General features: G+C 44.6%; 19 protein-coding genes and 1 pseudogene. 18 read left to right on the top strand and 2 right to left on the bottom strand.

All coding sequences use genetic code 11. The features are described 5' to 3' along the window. Positions 1–9: 9 nt before the first annotated feature. The 8 genes from DWV57_RS08780 (at position 10) to DWV57_RS08740 (ending at position 8,112) form a co-directional block, all read left to right on the top strand. Positions 10–1,410: an oligosaccharide flippase family protein gene (locus DWV57_RS08780; protein WP_120020555.1), complete on the top strand. Its 1,401-nt coding sequence runs from the start codon at positions 10–12 to the stop codon at positions 1,408–1,410. Between the two features lie 13 nt (positions 1,411–1,423). Beyond that, complete coding sequence (locus DWV57_RS08775) at positions 1,424–2,128, top strand: LicD family protein (protein ID WP_165852882.1); 705 nt, start codon at positions 1,424–1,426, stop codon at positions 2,126–2,128. Between the two features lie 39 nt (positions 2,129–2,167). Beyond that, positions 2,168–2,878, top strand: a complete 711-nt coding sequence (locus DWV57_RS08770; protein ID WP_120020553.1) for an IspD/TarI family cytidylyltransferase — start codon at positions 2,168–2,170, stop codon at positions 2,876–2,878. Between the two features lie 11 nt (positions 2,879–2,889). Beyond that, positions 2,890–3,933, top strand: coding sequence for an NAD-dependent epimerase/dehydratase family protein (locus tag DWV57_RS08765; RefSeq protein WP_120020552.1), 1,044 nt, complete (start codon positions 2,890–2,892; stop codon positions 3,931–3,933). A gap of 3 nt (positions 3,934–3,936) precedes the next feature. Continuing rightward, on the top strand, positions 3,937–4,632 hold the full coding sequence (locus tag DWV57_RS08760) for an L-ribulose-5-phosphate 4-epimerase (RefSeq protein ID WP_120020551.1): 696 nt from the start codon (positions 3,937–3,939) through the stop codon (positions 4,630–4,632). Positions 4,633–4,776: 144 nt separating this feature from the next. Continuing rightward, positions 4,777–6,162 carry a phosphoglucosamine mutase gene (glmM, locus tag DWV57_RS08755; protein WP_120020550.1) on the top strand — a complete coding sequence of 462 codons (1,386 nt, stop codon included), beginning with the start codon at positions 4,777–4,779 and terminating at the stop codon, positions 6,160–6,162. A gap of 327 nt (positions 6,163–6,489) precedes the next feature. Beyond that, positions 6,490–7,467, top strand: coding sequence for an alpha/beta hydrolase (locus DWV57_RS08750; RefSeq protein ID WP_165852881.1), 978 nt, complete (start codon positions 6,490–6,492; stop codon positions 7,465–7,467). A gap of 315 nt (positions 7,468–7,782) precedes the next feature. After that, positions 7,783–8,112, top strand: a complete 330-nt coding sequence (locus DWV57_RS08740; RefSeq protein ID WP_120020548.1) for a hypothetical protein — start codon at positions 7,783–7,785, stop codon at positions 8,110–8,112. 71 nt (positions 8,113–8,183) lie between these two features. Here DWV57_RS08740 and DWV57_RS08735 read toward each other — a convergent pair whose 3' ends face one another. Continuing rightward, complete coding sequence (locus tag DWV57_RS08735) at positions 8,184–8,738, bottom strand: hypothetical protein (RefSeq protein ID WP_133303645.1); 555 nt, start codon at positions 8,736–8,738, stop codon at positions 8,184–8,186. Positions 8,739–8,783: 45 nt separating this feature from the next. Next, positions 8,784–9,185, bottom strand: coding sequence for a helix-turn-helix transcriptional regulator (locus tag DWV57_RS08730; protein ID WP_055185268.1), 402 nt, complete (start codon positions 9,183–9,185; stop codon positions 8,784–8,786). A gap of 284 nt (positions 9,186–9,469) precedes the next feature. Between DWV57_RS08730 and DWV57_RS08725 the strand changes: the two genes are divergently transcribed. From DWV57_RS08725 to DWV57_RS08685, 10 genes and pseudogenes are all read left to right on the top strand, one after another. Beyond that, a complete protein-coding gene (locus tag DWV57_RS08725; protein ID WP_097776605.1) occupies positions 9,470–9,676 on the top strand; it encodes a hypothetical protein in 207 nt (68 codons plus the stop codon). Positions 9,677–10,086: 410 nt separating this feature from the next. Then, positions 10,087–10,749, top strand: coding sequence for a sigma-70 family RNA polymerase sigma factor (locus DWV57_RS08720; RefSeq protein WP_120020546.1), 663 nt, complete (start codon positions 10,087–10,089; stop codon positions 10,747–10,749). Then, complete coding sequence (locus DWV57_RS14530) at positions 10,746–10,919, top strand: hypothetical protein (protein ID WP_165853686.1); 174 nt, start codon at positions 10,746–10,748, stop codon at positions 10,917–10,919. Before DWV57_RS08720 ends, DWV57_RS14530 begins: the two co-directional genes overlap by 4 nt. A 388-nt stretch (positions 10,920–11,307) precedes the next feature. Then, positions 11,308–12,189 carry a DUF6017 domain-containing protein gene (locus tag DWV57_RS08715; protein WP_120020545.1) on the top strand — a complete coding sequence of 294 codons (882 nt, stop codon included), beginning with the start codon at positions 11,308–11,310 and terminating at the stop codon, positions 12,187–12,189. Positions 12,190–12,200: 11 nt separating this feature from the next. Beyond that, positions 12,201–12,863: a phage antirepressor KilAC domain-containing protein gene (locus DWV57_RS08710; protein ID WP_120020544.1), complete on the top strand. Its 663-nt coding sequence runs from the start codon at positions 12,201–12,203 to the stop codon at positions 12,861–12,863. 4 nt (positions 12,864–12,867) lie between these two features. Then, on the top strand, positions 12,868–13,053 hold the full coding sequence (locus DWV57_RS08705; protein WP_055185257.1) for a hypothetical protein: 186 nt from the start codon (positions 12,868–12,870) through the stop codon (positions 13,051–13,053). 31 nt (positions 13,054–13,084) lie between these two features. Then, positions 13,085–13,582 (top strand): PcfB family protein, encoded by a 498-nt coding sequence (locus DWV57_RS08700; RefSeq protein WP_120020543.1) that lies wholly within the window; start codon positions 13,085–13,087, stop codon positions 13,580–13,582. A 98-nt stretch (positions 13,583–13,680) separates the two neighbouring features. After that, a pseudogene (locus tag DWV57_RS08695) lies at positions 13,681–15,472 on the top strand (type IV secretory system conjugative DNA transfer family protein). Positions 15,473–15,707: 235 nt separating this feature from the next. Further along, entirely contained in the window at positions 15,708–15,923 is a 216-nt protein-coding gene (locus DWV57_RS08690) for a Maff2 family protein (protein ID WP_113998658.1), read from the top strand. A gap of 65 nt (positions 15,924–15,988) precedes the next feature. Continuing rightward, complete coding sequence (locus tag DWV57_RS08685) at positions 15,989–16,825, top strand: VirB6/TrbL-like conjugal transfer protein, CD1112 family (RefSeq protein ID WP_330577007.1); 837 nt, start codon at positions 15,989–15,991, stop codon at positions 16,823–16,825. Positions 16,826–16,876: the final 51 nt, after the last annotated feature.

Genomic DNA, 16,876 nt, shown 5'->3' with positions numbered 1-16,876 from the left:
GGAACTTCGATGGAGAATAAATTCAAATACTTATTTAAAAATATTGGCGTTTTGATGATAGCAAACTTTTCGTCAAAAATACTGGTATTTTTACTTGTACCTTTATATACAAGCGTTCTTTCTACTACTGAATACGGTTCGTATGATTTAGCAGTTTCAACGGCTACACTTCTTTTCCCAATCTTAACTTTAAATATCGTTGATGCGGTAATGCGGTTCTCTATGGATTGTGCAGTCAATAAAAAAACGATTGCAACAATAGGAATGAAGTTTATTTCTATTAGCGCAATTCTTTTTGGAATATGCATGTGGATATTGAAGCGTATAAATCTATTGCCCGGGATCAGTGGCCTAGAAATATACATATTCTTATATTATGCCTCCTATGCCGTTAACCAACTCTTGATCCAATTTTCAAAAGGGTTGGAACGCGTTAAAGACATGGGAATAGCAGGGGTAGTTGGGACTTTTGTGACAATAATAACCAATATTCTATTCTTATTGGTTTTAAAGTGGGGATTAATTGGATTCTTTTTCTCAAGTATTCTGGCTCAGATGATTTCGGCTATTTATTTAGCAATTCGTATTAAAGTGTGGGAGTGCATTGATGTAACAGAAATTGATAAAAAAACTCAACATGAGATGCTAATGTACTCGGTTCCTTTGATTGCAACTGCTGTTGGATGGTGGATTAATAGCGCAGCTGATAAATATGTAGTTGCCTTTATGTTAGGAGTGGCCTCAAATGGACTGCTGTCCGTGTCATATAAAATTCCACAGATTATAAATACTCTACAAGGAATATTTACACAGGCATGGCAGATATCTGCGGTTAAGGAATATGGCGAAGAGGATACCTCGAAATTTTATGGAAATACATTCTCATCTATTAATTTGCTAATGTGTGCAGCATGTTCATTTTTGATTATTCTGTCAAAACCATTGGCTCATATATTATACGCAAAAGAATTTTATGTTGCTTGGCAGTACGTTCCTTTTCTACTGCTAAGTTCTGTGCTTAATTGTGCTTCTGGTTTGTTAGGACCGATATTGGCAGCAAAGAAAGATTCAAAAGCGATGATGTGGTCCGCTATAATCGGTGCTGCCACAAATATTGTAATGAACATCATTTTGGTTTATTTGATGGGGATTCAAGGAGCTACAATTGCAACAGTGATTTGCTCGTATATTATATATGCGGTAAGAAAAAGGGCTGTAGGTAAAGATATTTGGATTAAAGATTATTTTATAATTATAGTAACGTGGATGCTATTATTTGTTCAGGCGTTTGTGGAAAGCTATTTGTCTATTGTCCCTATTGAAATTGCAATAATGGCAATCCTGATTGTTATTAATGTAAAAGAGTTAAAAAGAATTTTCTTTAAAATAAAGCATGTGTTTATTCACTAAGGGGGAGTTAGTTATGAGGAAACTAAAACAGATATGGCATAAAATAAAAGCGATTCCATTTATTGGCGACAACTATGAAAAATTGGTTGGACAAAAAAAGATAGAAAGAAAAATGCAGCATCAACAGGAAGAAATACAAAATAATGGTGTTAAGTATTTGAACTTAGTTGAAAACACAATGAACACGTCTGGTGGACTGTACTATGCATACGCTGGGACATTACTTGGAATTGTAAGAGATAAAAAACTCATCAAATGGGATTTAGATATTGATTTTGCAGTGGTCATTACAGAAGATTTCTCATGGAGTGATTTACAAAAGGTAATGGCAAAGTCAGGTTTTAGAAAAATAAGAGAATTCGTATTTGAAGGTCTTGTTACTGAGCAGACTTATCAAGTAGATAAGCTGACAATAGATTTCTTTGGTCAGTTCTATGATGGAAATAAGATGATCCAGTATTCGTATGATAAATTGGATGGAGTTAAGTATTCTTCAAATTCAGAGTATAGTGTTTATCTTGTAACACTTCCGAGGGTAGATAAAACAAAGTATATTGAGGCCGATGGAGTAAAAGTATCTGTTCCTTATAATGCTGAGGAAATTTTAGCATCTATTTATAATGAGGATTGGAGAGTTCCTAATCCGAATTGGAAGTCCAATAGTGGAAAATGTAGTACACTATTGAATGGAAAAGTGGGGCATCAGGTGATTAACTGATGCGTTAATAGTGAATAAAATCAAAGGAGATAAAGAATAATGAATATTGCTTTACTTATTGCTGGTGGCTCTGGAGCACGGATGCATCAGAATATCCCGAAACAGTTTCTTACCGTGAATGAGCGACCGGTTATTGTGTATACGCTTGAAGCGTTCCAGCATCACCCGGAGATCGATGAGATTGCAGTTGTTTGCATTGAAGGTTGGGAATCTGTTCTTTGGGCTTATGCAAACCAGTTTAATATTACGAAGTTGAAGTATGTTGTGCCGGGTGGAAAGAATGGTCAGGATTCTATTCGAAATGGTGTCTTTGAATTGGAAAAGCATCATTCTCCGGATGATATAGTCCTAATCCATGATGCAATTCGCCCTATGGTGTCAGCAGAAATCATTTCGGATTGTATTCGAGTAACTCAGCTACATGGTAATGCCATCACGGTCATCCCTTGTGCAGAGGCAATGATGCAGACTGAGGACGGCGTTGTTTCGACGGGAAGCTATCCACGCGATAATTTGAAGAGAACACAGACCCCTCAGGGATTTCCTATTGGTAAAATTTGCGATTTGCACAGAAGAGCATTGAAAGCGGGCATTACAAATTCCGTGGCCTCCTGCACACTGATGATTGAAATGGGAGAACAGGTGTATTTTTCTGCGGGGTCAGAAAAGAACATTAAGCTGACAACAGTAGAAGATATCGATATATTTAAAGCGCTTCTAATTGCAAAAAGATCCGATTGGCTAAAGTAAAGGAGAAAGAGATGAATCTGCATCAGAGTAAGTTATATTTTGAAGATATAGATAGAGCCTTAGATCATGTTGTTGATATGGAGGCACTGCGAAATAAAAGCATCCTGGTGACAGGAGCAACAGGAACAATTGGCTCTTTTGTGGCTGATGCACTGATTCGATATAGCCAGAAAAATAATGCCGACACCGTTATTTATTTGGGCGGGCGAAATGCTGAAAAACTGAGGCACCAGTTCGGCATTCAAAAGAATGTGGATTTTTTACAGTATGATATGAACGCTCCCATTGGCTTTAATGTTCATGTGGATTATATAATTCATGCGGCTGGGAATGCTCATCCTGCGGCATTTAATGGAAATCCTGTTGGGACAACGATGGGAAATATAGAAAGCACATTTAGATTACTCGAATATCTAAGATTGCATGAAGGAAAAAGACTTTTATATGTGTCGTCAGGTGAGGTTTATGGTCAAGGAGATGTGTCCCTAGATTCCTTTGATGAGTTGTACTCAGGATATCTAGATGTTTTGTCTCCACGTTCATGCTATCCGCTCAGTAAGCGAATGACGGAAAATCTTTGCAGTAGTTACTGGAAGCAATACGGAGTAGAAAGCGTTATTGTGCGCCCGTGCCATACTTATGGACCTTACATGACGGAAACAGACAATCGTGCTCATGCACAGTTTTTCCGCAATGCACTTGACGGAGAAAATATTATCCTGAAAAGTGCAGGAACACAAATGCGTAGCTACAACTATGTGGCTGACTGTGCGGCGGCACTATTGAGTGTGCTTATTCAAGGAATTTCCGGCGAGGCATATAACTTGGCAAACCCGCATTCTAAATTGACTATTGCAGAGTTGGCTAAAAAAATAGCTGTCGCTGGACATAGTAGAGTTGTTTTTGAAATCCCTGATGCGGTAGATTTAGCAAATCAATCCCCTATCCCGAAGCAGGTCTTGAATTCAGCAAAGATTGAAAAGCTTGGTTGGAAACCAACATTTGATGTAGAGGAAGGAATTTGTCATACGTTGAATATTTTGAGAGGATTGTAAAATATGTTGGAGAAATTGAAGAAAGCTGTATGCGATGCAAACCTAGATCTTGTAGCTAAGGGCGTGGTAATCTACACGTGGGGCAATGTAAGTGGCATATCTGAAGATAGAAAGTACATGGTGATTAAGCCATCTGGTGTTGACTACGATGGTATGAGTCCTGAGGACATGGTTGTTGTTGATATTGTAAGCGGTGAACGTATAGAGGGTAAATGGAATCCGTCTTCTGATACAAAAACCCATTTGGAACTTTATAGAAAATATAATTCTATAAATGGTATTGTCCATACTCATTCAGTTAATGCTGTCGCTTTCGCACAGGCAGGAATGAAAATTCCTGCTTTAGGGACAACACATGCGGATTATTTCTATGGAGATATTCCATGCACGAGAGAACTTACGAAACAAGAAGTAATGGAAGACTACGAAACGAATACAGGAAAGGTGATTATAGAAACCATTGAGAACGGTAACTATGATCCTATGGCTGTTCCCGGAATCGTTGTGAAAAACCATGGGCCATTTGCATGGGGAAAAAGTCCAGCGAACGCTGTATATAATGCAGTTGTCATGGAAAAGGTAGCGGAAATGGATTTAAAAACATTGTTGCTTAATCCAGATAGCTCGATGGCTCAGTATGTGCTGGATAAGCATTATATGAGGAAGCATGGCCCGAATGCCTATTATGGGCAGAAATAATAAAAAATAGGCCGTGTTTACGCGCATGGATATGTTGCTCAAATATGCTATTTCTCTGTAGGCAATAGAGATGTACCTATTAGCCCTTTGGAAAATAGCATATCTAATTCGTATGCAAGCTCTTAAAAATTGAGGAAAAGAATAATGTCAAAATATTTTGGAACAGATGGCTTCCGTGGTGAAGCCGGAATTACCTTGACAGCCGACCACGCCTACAAGGTAGGCCGGTTCCTCGGCTGGTACTACAATGCTCTTCGTGAGCGCAACGGCAACAACGAGCCTGCCCGTATCGTCATCGGCAAAGACACTCGCCGCAGTTCCTATATGTTCGAGTACAGTCTGGTCGCAGGCTTGACTGCTTCCGGTGCAGATGCCTATCTGCTCCACGTCACTACAACTCCGTCTGTGGCGTATATCGCCCGTGTGGATGACTTTGACTGCGGCATCATGATCTCGGCCAGCCACAACCCGTTCTACGACAACGGCATCAAGCTCATCGACTGCTACGGCGAGAAGATGCCCGAAGAGACCCTGCTGCTGGTGGAGGATTACATCGATGGCAAGCTCAATGTGTTCGATAAGGACTGGCCAGAACTGCCTTTTGCTCATCGTGAGCATATCGGCTGTACTGTGGATTACATCTCTGGCCGTAACCGTTACATGGGCTACCTGATCTCTCTGGGTATCTACTCTTTCAAGGGCGTCAAGGTTGGTCTGGACTGCGCCAACGGTAGTTCCTGGAACATCGCCAAGTCTGTGTTCGATGCCCTCGGAGCAGATACCTACGTCATCAATAACCATCCGAATGGTCTGAACATCAACAATAATGCTGGCTCCACTCATATCGAGGGCCTCCAAAAGTTTGTTGTGGAGAAGGGCTTGGATGTCGGTTTTGCATACGATGGCGATGCCGACCGCTGCTTGTGCGTGGATGAGAAAGGCAATGTCATCACTGGCGACCATATCCTTTACATTTACGGTTGCTACATGAAGGAGCGCGGCAAGCTGCTGACTAACACTGTGGTCACGACCGTTATGTCCAATTTTGGTCTGTACAAAGCGTTCGATGAACAGGGCATCGGCTATGCCAAGACCGCTGTGGGCGATAAGTATGTCTACGAGTACATGGCAAAGAACGGCTGCCGTATCGGTGGTGAGCAGAGCGGCCATATCATCTTCTCCAAGTATGCAAGCACTGGCGATGGCATTCTGACCAGTCTGAAGATGATGGAAGTCATGCTGGCGAAGAAGAAGCCGATGAGCGAACTGGCAGCACCGTTGAAGATTTATCCGCAGGTGCTTGAGAATGTCCGTGTGACCGATAAGAAGGCTGCACAGAATGACCATGCCGTGCAGGAAGCCGTGTCTAAAGTTGCTGAGGCACTGGGCGATACTGGCCGTATTCTGGTTCGTGAATCCGGCACTGAGCCAGTCGTGCGTGTTATGGTGGAAGCACCTGACCACGACACCTGCCAGAAGTATGTTGACGAAGTGGTCAACGTGATTTGCGAAAAGGGATATAAGGCGTAAAGTCAAGGACGACTCTGGGCAGTAATCCAGAGCCGTTTTGCATAATAGAGGGAAAGTAAAACAAAGAAGAGAGGGATAAACCTATGTGTGGAATTGTTGGTTTTACAGGAAACCGACAGGCAGCACCGATCCTACTGGATGGACTGTCTAAACTGGAATATAGAGGATATACGTAAAAAAGATTTTGGACAGTTCAAATTGCTGTGTGATAGATGGAGGTATTTATAAATTGTAAATTTGCCAGAAATACCAACTTGAGTTACGAAAATAACTATTTGAACACGAAAAATGAAGCAATAATGTTATGTAAAAGGAATGAAATCAAAAGTGAAGAGAAAAAAAGTATACTTCATAACAGTTGTTGTTGGATTTGCTATATGCATGGTCGGAGTTATATTTGGAAGCCGATTGGTATTTCAGCGAACCTGCGAAAGAAGAACTACTCCATGGTCAGATTTAGGTACTGCAGACGATGATGAATATAGAATTCTCATAGATGCATATAAAATAAAAAATCAATCAAATGAAACTGTTATGATACAAGCATTTGATAATACAAAACTGATAGGTCATTATTATGAAAGAGAAAAAGGTGCGCCTTTAATTGTGTTTTTTCATGGATTGTGGGGGCACAGTTATTTGGATGGCGTGCCAATATATAGAATTACACAAAAACACAATTGGAATCTTCTACTATGTGACTTACGCGCACAGGGAGATAGTGAAGGGGAATTCTCAACATTAGGAGTGCTAGAAAAATATGATTGTCTTGATTGGGTAGAATGGGCACAAAATCGCTTTGGAGATAAAAATCCTATTTTTCTTATGGGAGTTTCAATGGGAGCATCAATTGTGATGATGAGCAGTGATTTGGAGTTGCCTGATTCAGTATATGGAATTATTGATGACTGTGGTTTTACATCTACATTGGACGTGATAAAGCAGAATAATAACAAGCAAATATCAAAATACATACCCAAAAATCTAGTTCCTACTATGCTTAATGTAGGAACAAAGATTTGGGGGAGTTTTGATTTGTCAGACGCAGATGCGTGTAAGGCTTTAGCACATACCGATATTCCTCTTTTAATCATTCACGGTGACGAAGATATGAAGGCACCTTTATCTATGGCTTATAAACTATACGATAGTTGTAATGGTGAAAAGCAGTTATATATAGTTCATGGGGCAGATCATACAGAAAATTATAGAAAAGACCCGGGAGGATATGAGAAAATTGTAACAAAGTTTATTGAAGAAAGGCTCCGACAAAAAAAGTGCCAGACCCCTGGTACTAAACCGTAAACGCAAAATGAACAAAATATGTCGTTCGTTCTTTTTGGTGTTCTCTATGCTTCTCGTTGCAACAATTTCCATGGTAATGTTGCGGCTCGAATGAACAGCATCAATGCAAACAAAGATACATTTAAAATGTATACAGATATGTTTTTGACAGAATATATTATTTTAGCAATCCATCTGAATAGCCAAGGTGCTTTATCGGATATGGTACTGAATAAGGTTAAGGAAAATGCCAATTTGATGGTATGATAGATATTGCTCGTAGACCCGCAGAGTGATATACTTTAGTTATTATAATTGGAAAGAGGTTTGTATCCTATGCCCAGAACAAAAGGTAGCAAGAATAAGCCAAAGATGGTGACTGCCGATTTTGCAACACAGATTGCAGAGAAGCAGTCTGCAAGAGAAGCACTCTCTGCTGAAATCACATCTATTACCACCAACATGGAGTCTCTGAAAGCTGACCTGAAAGAGAAGAAAGCATCGCTGAAAGATATCGACAAGGAGATTGTCAAGCTGGAAGCAAAAAAGGCGAAGGTAGATGCCAAAGCTGCAGAAGAAGCAAAAAAGATAGAAGCAGAGTCCGTTCTGAAAAAGCTGCTTGCCGAAGGCATGAGTGCCGATGAAATCCTCGCAAAACTGAAATGACACGAAAAACCCGTGATGGACAGGCATAACGCGCCGTTCATTACGGGTTTTAAAGTTATAAGAACATAAGTTCATCCGGCGGCCACATCAAACTGAAAATGTGCCGGAAGGTTGAACTGCTTGATAAACGCATGATGCTGGGCGTGGTAGTGACGCAGATCGTACCCCAGATGATGCAGTTCCAGCAGCTTCACCAGCACCAGATTGAGGTGGATTCCCTTAGCAGCGGCAATCTGAGCAGCATCCAGCCCGCACTTCGTCATTTGATAGACTTCATCACTGTCCAGCATCAGGTGGGATGTGAAAGCGTTATGCTCGTAAAGAAGGATGTGCTTGTCCTTAATGGTCAGAAACTTGTCCAGGGTATGCAAGTCCATGAGCAACTGATGCTCCAGATAATGTCCCAGCGCATAACCGCACACCATCTGCTTTGTCTGTTTGTCCAGCTGGCGATTGATAAGAATCAGTGGCTTATCAAAATAGAGCGAAAGCAAACCCAACATATCTCTAATGCGAGATGTTTCACTGATGTCCAGACTGCAACTGCGCGCGATCTGTTTGATGTTGCGAGTTCCGACATTTTGGACAAGTTCATTAGCAGCTTGGTGAATAAATGCAGAATCCATAATGTGATCTCCTTCCGGGGATAGCATAGTGAATAGAACAGTGGTTCACAGGTTCATTATTCGTTCCTTTTCTCGTTTTTGTTCTCGGTACTTAAAATAGGCTTTGTGCATTTCATACATGATGCCGTCCATATCCTGCGGGGTCAACTCTCCGCTGGCAAATAGCTCAGTAAGCTCAAATGCGAGATGCTGGGCTTCTATTTTGCCCTTTTTTCCGTAGGCTTCGGCGGCACGTTCGATAAATAAAGACTGATCCGGCTGTAAATAGGTCAGAGGTACATGGAATATATCGGCCATCTTTTCAAGCATTTCAATACTGCGAGGGTAGCGGCCATCACGTTCCCATCCGATGATTGTTCGTTTGTTGATACCCAGACATTGTGCCAATTCGTCCTGTGTTAAAGAATGTTTCTTTCGTAGATCGCGAACTTTCTCTCCAAATTTCATGTTTGCAACCTTTCTATGGCGTAGTTATCGTGCTGCAACAATGTGCAACGGGATTTGTAAATATTCAATCCGGAAGATGCAACGAATTTTCACATTTTCCTCTTGACACGGCGGCACGACTTGCTTATAATATATGCTATATTCTATCATCTTTTTGATTATTATACCGTAAAAATCGTAAATATGCAAGCCGAAAAAAGTGAAAAAAGAGCGGAAGTTCAAAAGGTGAAATTGAATAGAAGAAAAAAAGAAACTTAAACCAACACAAAGGAGGCCGTGAGAAGATGAGCAACGGAGAACATGAAATCCGCACCCCAAAGGGGCTGCGGATTGGGAATCGCAGTGTCGTTGATGGAAAGAATATGCTTCAGATCAAGCGTGGTGGCTGTGAAGATTATATTTCTGCTGAATCTCTGGTGGAGTGCATTCACGGCCTTCCCGTGAAGAGCATCGAATTTTTCACAGCAGAGAACCAACGGAAAGAAGCCTGAAGCAGAGTGCTTCATCGGACACTGAAAGCGCAGAGGTGGAATCTTAGGCGGCACCTGGTTAGCCGACCAGCTCCACCAGACGTTCTTTTGGGTCTACAACATAATATCTGTTTGTTAGAGCGATACCGTAGCAATATGTGATATAGGCCGGAACAGAATGAGCGAATGCAGCGCAGTAGTGCGCCTGCAAGTAGTTCATCCTGTTCCGGCTTTTTTTATTTTTCAAAATTTTTTGAAAAACTGTATTCCAAAATTGCTTTGCGGATTCCTATTAGTATAGGGACTTCCCAACAAATAGAAAGCAGCAAGAGGAATCTTAGATTCCCGTTCAAAAAAAACGGGTGAATCTGAGACGATTTTTGCTGCTTTTTTCAGTTCACCCGAAGCCGAAAGGCAGAAAGGTGGACAAAATGCTTACATTGAAAAAGGTCAAGGAACTGGTAGAAGCACCTTCCCATGCAAAGCGCACTCCTTCTCCCAAAATGCTTTTCGAGGAAGGTATCGTGCTGCTTCGCAGGGATTTTGATCAGGGCAGTCATCTAACGGTCTACAACAGCGGCTATGTTTTGTTTTCTGCAGGGAAGCGAAACACTGTGTTCCATATCCATGACTGCCAGGGCGACTATGCCTACGATGCAGCAGAGGGAAAGGGCGATGTGATCGAGGAAGAGTATTTTGAAAACTGCGAGTGGCATATCCGTGCTTTGTTTGAGGGTGAGCGGAAGATGGAAGATAATCAGGCAAAGTGCGAGGATGCAGGGCGAAGTAATGTGTGCGTTTCCTACCACGCATTATCGGAGGACTGGAGTGAGATTGCTGACCGCACGATCAATATGTTGGAAAAGATTATTGAGAATGAAGCTGTTCATGCGATGCTGGCTGTTCTGACAGATAAACAGCGTGACCTCATCCATCAGCATTTTGTTCTTGGCAAGACCCATCAGGAAATTGCAGACGACATGGGAATGTCGCGTGGATCGGTGACGAGGGCGGTCAATCAGGCTCTTGAACGGATTCGCCGGAAATTTGATTTTGAAGCACATTATGAATTGGCAGCAGGAGGTTTGGCATGAGAGGGGAACGTCAGATGAACAAGAACTCACAGCGGTTAGAGGACGGTGCAAGCGGTTCTCCTTATATAAATAGGTGTGGCGAGTATACCATCGAGGTCGAATTTGCTGGTAGCAGTTCTCTGGAAAGCTGCATTGCGGTCTATCTCAATGAAAAATATCAAATTACATAAAAACGAAACTTTCGATTTTACGTAAAAAGTTGATAATCTGGAGAAAAAATCAAAAATTTCTAAAAATTTTTTTTGAAAATTGTATTCCAAAACGGCCCTGCGGATTCCTATTAGTGTAAGGGGTACACAAAAGGAACATCTTACAAAAGTTCTTTGACAACTGAATAAGCCATCCCAGAGAGATACTTCTGGCACTGAATGTGCATCCTGCGCGTCTTACCAGAGAAAACGCCGCTGAAATATGGGGCAGGAACGGGCTGGGGCAGAATGGCAAAGCTCAAATAACAGCAGATACACTGCGGTGGAGCAAGGAAACGTGTTCCACCGCAGGAATGTACTGTTATTTCTAATAGTGCAAATCCAATCCGACAGGGGGTGATGAATTTACATGGAGTACCCGTATTTCAAAGGTCTGGAAGCAGACCGATACAGCTTTTACCGTGTGCCGAAGGCACTGGTCAAGGCTGATCCATTCCAGAAGATGTCCGGGGACGCTAAGCTGCTGTATGCTGTGCTGCTGGATCGTATGAGCCTTTCCATTAAGAACGGCTGGCAGGACAAGCACGGCAACGCCTACATTATCTGTACGATAGAGGAAGTCATGGACTCTATTCATTGTGCCAGACAAAAGGCGGTCAAACTGCTGGATGAACTGGAACAGGAGTTTCAGCTTATCGAGCGGCGCAGGCAGGGACTTGGCAAACCCAATCTGCTGTATGTGAAAGACCTTTATGCGGGGCTTTCGCAATCGAACTACTGGAAGTATGAAAATCATACTTCCGGCGGTTTGAAAACCGAACTTCCGGGAGTTCCAAAATCAAACGGAAGTAATACTGAGAAGATAAATAAGACAGATAATAGTGAAACTGATCTTATCTATCCGGCTGAACTGCAGGAAGAAGAACAGTACCGCCGCTATTTCAAGAAAGCTCTGGAACTGGAAATTCTGGAACAGGGCTATCCGGCAGATAAAGCAGTCCTGTATGAGATTCTGGAACTGCTGGTGGAAACCGTCACCAGCAGAAAGAAGTTCCTGCGCATTTGCGGGGAGGATAAGCCGAAGGAGGTGGTGAAAAGCCGCCTGATGAAGCTGGATTCCTCGCATATCCAGTACATATTGGAGTGCTTAAAAGAAAACAGCACTCAGATTCGGAACATCAAGCAATACCTGCTGGCAACACTCTATAACGCACCTGTGACCGTGGATAGCTATTATTCCGCACAGGTTCGGCATGAATTTGGGTGGGGCAGCAGAGTAGATAAGAACTAGGAGGACAACCCATGAACATCGTATTCATGAGTATGGACACGCTGCCCTCTACGCTGTGGGCGCGTGATCTGTATGACCAGATGCACATTCGCAGCGATTTCCGCAAGTGGTTCCCGCGTATGTGCCAGTATGGTTTCATCGAGGGCCGCGACTACGAGTATATGCCCCGTGTTCGGCTCCAGGATGAAGGTGGGCGCACGGTCCAGCGGTATGTGAAAGACTACCGTATTACGCAGGACATGGCAAAGAAGCTCTGCAAACTGCACCATACGGCAGTCGGCGCGGCGTATCGTCCGCAGCCGTTTGACTGGGATACACTGCTTGGCCTGCTGCATAAGAAGCCGCCACGCCGAAGCAACTACGAAGCGCAGCTGAGCGATTCCGATTCGCTGGTGACAACCACGCAAATCGCCAAAGAGTACGGCTGCGGAGCCAAGGTGTTCAATCGGCTGCTGCATCTGCACGGCATCCAGTACCGGGTCAACGGCCAGTGGGTGCTGTATTCGGAACATCACGGCAAAGGCTATACGTCCAGCCTGACGTTCCAGTTGCAGCGCAGCGATGGTTCCGAAGTGGAAAAGCTGCACACGGCATGGACGCAGAAAGGTCGGAAGTTCCTTTACCACACTTTAAAGCGGCGCGGTGTGCTGCCGCTGGCTGAACAGGGAGGTTGAGCCTATGAATTTTACCGACAATCCGTTTGAACGCATGATGCGCCAGCGTCCGGGAACGGACAGCGGCCATCCCTGCAAGCACTGCCGCCACAAATGGGAGTGCGGCTATCTGCTGCACCAGTGTCGCAAGAAGTTCCGTTCGGTTCTGGGCGACACCGCGCCGCCTGCAGCCGGGGCAGTCCGCCCCTGATGCAGTGGCGATAGATGGGAGGTGAACAGCCGTGCAGGAAGAAGTCAACGAGAAAACCATTTCGCTGTGCATCAAAGGAGGGAAAATCACGGCACAGATTTTGAAAGCAGCCCTGATAAAGCTGCTGGCAGAGATGGATAAGAAAAAGCAGCGAGGGAAAGGAGAAAAAAGGCAATGTAAGAAAACAGGTCGGCAGAGCATTAAGAGCCTGCAAAAGAGCGGCGCACAGATCACGAACATCGTGGTTACGGACAATAATATCAAGTCTTTCGATCGGGTGGCCCGGAAGTATGGCATTGATTACAGTCTGAAAAAGGTGGAGCAGGATGGCAAAACAGAGTACATGGTCTTTTTTAAGGCCAAGGATGTGGATGTTATGACTGCCGCCTTTAAGGAATACACCAGCGAAACGCTGAAAAAGCAGAAGCGTGAATCGGTGCGTCAGAAGCTGGAAAAGGTGAAAGAGGAACTTTCCAATCACCGTCAGTTTAAGAAAGAAAAGAAGAGGGAGCAGGAACCGATACGATGAAAAATCCGAAAACACCTGCCCGCCTGCCGCGCAAAGCACCGTCCAACCAGACGGGCGGTACGGCATGGGGCAAAAAACTGGCTGCAGAGATAAGCCGGATGGCGCAGGCAGCAGACATGAAAAAGCTGATCCTGCTGAATTTTCCGTACATCATCGCCTTTTACATGGTGGAAAAGGCCGCATGGCTCTACCGCCATTGCAATGGCGATTCCGTGGTGGACAGGCTTATGGTTCTTTTTATGATTTGGTCTGGCCTACAAAAGTGTCTTGCCCAGTTTTCACCCGTTCGACCTGATGGTGGGGCTGGTCGGCGCAGCTGCGCTGAAAGCAGTAATCTACTTCAAAGGGAAGAACGCGAAGAAGTATCGGCAAGGCGAAGAATATGGCTCTGCCCGATGGGGCAACCAGAAGGACATCGAACCTTTTATTGACCCGGTATTCGAGAACAACGTCATACTCACACAGACCGAACGGCTGATGATGAGTGGTAGACCAAAGCATCCGAAGTATGCTCGGAACAAAAACGTCATTGTGATCGGCGGCAGCGGCAGCGGTAAGACCCGATTTTATGTCAAGCCCAACTTGATGCAGATGCCCCAAAAGGTCAGCTATGTCGTAACGGACCCCAAGGGTACGATCATTATCGAGTGCGGAAAGATGCTCTCGGATGCCGGGTATAAGATCAAAGTCCTGAATACCATCAACTTCAAAAAATCCATGCGATACAATCCGTTCCATTACATCCGCAGTGAGAAGGATATTCTGAAACTGGTCAATACAATTATCGCCAACACAAAGGGGGATGGCGAGAAGTCCGGCGAAGATTTCTGGGTCAAAGCAGAACGGCTGCTCTACTGTGCATTGATTGGCTACATCTGGTATGAAGCCCCGGAGGAGGAGCAGAACTTCTCCACGTTGCTGGAGTTCATCAACGCAAGCGAAGCCCGCGAGGATGACGAAGAGTTTAAGAATCCTGTGGATGAGCTTTTTGAGGAACTGGAACAGAAGAAACCGGAGCACTTTGCAGTCCGTCAGTACAAGAAATACAAACTGGCGGCAGGCAAAACGGCGAAATCCATCCTCATTTCCTGCGGTGCCAGATTAGCCCCATTTGACATTGCGGAGCTGCGTGACCTGATGGCCTGCGATGAAATGGAACTGGATTTGCTGGGGGATCGCCGCACGGCCTTGTTCGTTATCATCTCCGACACGGATGATACGTTCAATTTCGTGGTGTCCATTATGTACACCCAGCTTTTCAATCTGCTTTGTGACCGTGCAGACGATCAATGCGGAGGTCAGTTAAAGTATCATGTGCGGCTACTGCTCGATGAGTTCGCAAACATCGGTCTGATCCCGAAGTTCGACAAACTGATCGCCACCATCCGCAGCCGCGAGATTTCGGCATCCATCATCCTGCAATCTCAGAGCCAGTTGAAAACCATCTACAAGGATGCCGCAGAAACCATTATCGGTAACTGTGATACCATGCTGTTCCTCGGCGGCAAGGAAAGTTCGACCCTCAAAGAAATTTCCGAAACGCTGGGAAAAGAAACAATCGATCTATATAACACATCCGACACACGCGGTCAAAGCCCATCCTTTGGTACAACCTACCAAAAGACCGGAAAGGAGCTTATGAGCCGGGACGAGCTTTCTGTCATGGATGGCAGCAAGTGCATCCTGCAGCTGCGCGGAGTCAGGCCATTCCTGAGCGACAAATTCGACATTACCAAGCATAAGCGGTACAAGGAGCTTTCGGACTTTGATAAGAAGAACGCTTTCGATGTGGAACGCTACCTGAAGCATGAACTCAGGCTGCGGATGGATGAAGAATTTGATTGCTATGAGGTGGATTTGACCCCAGCAACCGAAGAAGCAACCGCATAAAAAATAGGAGGTGCTTATCCGAAACAAGTATGCTCGCCCGCCTGTCCGGGCAGACCCCGTGGCAGGAAATTCACCCGACTGATCTCTACATTTTGCGATTCCAAAAGGCTGATTTTTTATGAAAATGAAAGGAGAAGCCAGAATTGCAGGAGCAGGCAGCACCGAAGATGTGCCAGCCTGTTTTTCTTTTGGAATCGTGTTTTTTATCAATGCTGCAATCTGGCGAAAAACGACTATGGAATTCTTCAATCAGGCTATTACCGTTCTGCAGACTCTCGTTGTTGCCATCGGCGCGGGCCTTGGTGTTTGGGGCGTTGTGAACCTCATGGAAGGGTACGGAAACGATAACCCTGGCGCAAAGTCGCAGGGCATGAAGCAGCTGATGTCCGGCGGCGGTGTCATCCTCATCGGCACCCAGCTGATCCCGCTGCTCTCTGGTCTGTTCGGCTAATCAACAAGCGATAGGAGGAAAACCCGCCATTGTTCGATAATATTTTCGCAGCAATCGAAAAATGGATGAGGGAACTTCTTTCCGGCATGGTGGAGTCCAACCTGAGTACGATGTTCACAGCGGTCAACCAACAGACCAGTGAAATCGCTGCTCAGGTCGGGCAGACACCGCAAGGGTGGAACAGCAGCATTTTCAGTATGATCCGTAACATTTCGGATTCGGTGGTGATCCCCATTGCAGGAATCATCATTACGCTGATCCTCTGCTACGAACTGATCTCGATGCTGACGGAACGAAACAATCTGCACGATGTAGACACTTGGATGTTCTTCAAGTATTTCGTGAAGATGTGGATCGCGGTCTATCTCGTCAGCCATACGTTCGATATTGCAATGGCGGTATTTGACATTGGACAGTCGGTGGTAAATTCTTCCTCCGGCATTATCCGTGGCAATACCGCCATTGATATTAGTTCCCTTTCCATGCAGATGCAGGCGGCAATGGCAACAATGGCGATTGGCGAACTGGTGACGCTGGCATTGGAAACCCTTGTTGTAAGCTGGTGTCTGAAAATTCTGTCCGTGGTTATCACGGTAATTATGTACGGCAGAATGATTGAGATTTACCTCTACACTTCGCTTGCTCCGATTCCGTTTGCAACCATGAGTAACCGTGAATGGGGTCATGTGGGTACGAACTACTTCCGGGGGCTGTTCGCTCTGGCATTTCAGGCGTTTTTAATGATGGTCTGCGTGGCGATCTATGCAGCCCTCATCGGCAGCATCCGGGTATCCTCGGATATTCACTCGGCACTGTTCGGCACAATGGCCTACACGGTGATTCTTTGTTTCTCGCTGCTCAAAACGGGAAGTCTGTCCAAACAGATCTTCGGCAGTCACTAAATCCGGGAAAATCCAATGAAAGGAAAAGACAGCAGGCAACGCCGTTTCCCG

Source organism: Faecalibacterium sp. AF10-46 (genome assembly GCF_003604105.1).
GTDB lineage: Bacteria > Bacillota > Clostridia > Oscillospirales > Ruminococcaceae > Faecalibacterium > Faecalibacterium taiwanense.
Note: the sequence above shows the minus strand (reverse complement) of the source record. Positions and strands in the feature narration are given on the sequence as shown.

Excerpts from the sequence above, each read along its gene's own strand:
- DWV57_RS08780 (WP_120020555.1), top strand. The coding sequence starts at position 10 with ATGGAGAATAAATTCAAATACTTATTTAAAAATATTGGCGTTTTGATG.
- DWV57_RS08775 (WP_165852882.1), top strand. The coding sequence starts at position 1,424 with ATGAGGAAACTAAAACAGATATGGCATAAAATAAAAGCGATTCCATTT.
- DWV57_RS08770 (WP_120020553.1), top strand. The coding sequence starts at position 2,168 with ATGAATATTGCTTTACTTATTGCTGGTGGCTCTGGAGCACGGATGCAT.
- DWV57_RS08765 (WP_120020552.1), top strand. The coding sequence starts at position 2,890 with ATGAATCTGCATCAGAGTAAGTTATATTTTGAAGATATAGATAGAGCC.
- DWV57_RS08760 (WP_120020551.1), top strand. The coding sequence starts at position 3,937 with ATGTTGGAGAAATTGAAGAAAGCTGTATGCGATGCAAACCTAGATCTT.
- glmM (WP_120020550.1), top strand. The coding sequence starts at position 4,777 with ATGTCAAAATATTTTGGAACAGATGGCTTCCGTGGTGAAGCCGGAATT.
- DWV57_RS08740 (WP_120020548.1), top strand. The coding sequence starts at position 7,783 with ATGCCCAGAACAAAAGGTAGCAAGAATAAGCCAAAGATGGTGACTGCC.
- DWV57_RS08735 (WP_133303645.1), bottom strand. The coding sequence starts at position 8,738 with ATGGATTCTGCATTTATTCACCAAGCTGCTAATGAACTTGTCCAAAAT.
- DWV57_RS08730 (WP_055185268.1), bottom strand. The coding sequence starts at position 9,185 with ATGAAATTTGGAGAGAAAGTTCGCGATCTACGAAAGAAACATTCTTTA.
- DWV57_RS08725 (WP_097776605.1), top strand. The coding sequence starts at position 9,470 with ATGAGCAACGGAGAACATGAAATCCGCACCCCAAAGGGGCTGCGGATT.
- DWV57_RS08720 (WP_120020546.1), top strand. The coding sequence starts at position 10,087 with ATGCTTACATTGAAAAAGGTCAAGGAACTGGTAGAAGCACCTTCCCAT.
- DWV57_RS14530 (WP_165853686.1), top strand. The coding sequence starts at position 10,746 with ATGAGAGGGGAACGTCAGATGAACAAGAACTCACAGCGGTTAGAGGAC.
- DWV57_RS08715 (WP_120020545.1), top strand. The coding sequence starts at position 11,308 with ATGGAGTACCCGTATTTCAAAGGTCTGGAAGCAGACCGATACAGCTTT.
- DWV57_RS08710 (WP_120020544.1), top strand. The coding sequence starts at position 12,201 with ATGAACATCGTATTCATGAGTATGGACACGCTGCCCTCTACGCTGTGG.
- DWV57_RS08705 (WP_055185257.1), top strand. The coding sequence starts at position 12,868 with ATGAATTTTACCGACAATCCGTTTGAACGCATGATGCGCCAGCGTCCG.
- DWV57_RS08690 (WP_113998658.1), top strand. The coding sequence starts at position 15,708 with ATGGAATTCTTCAATCAGGCTATTACCGTTCTGCAGACTCTCGTTGTT.
- DWV57_RS08685 (WP_330577007.1), top strand. The coding sequence starts at position 15,989 with ATGAGGGAACTTCTTTCCGGCATGGTGGAGTCCAACCTGAGTACGATG.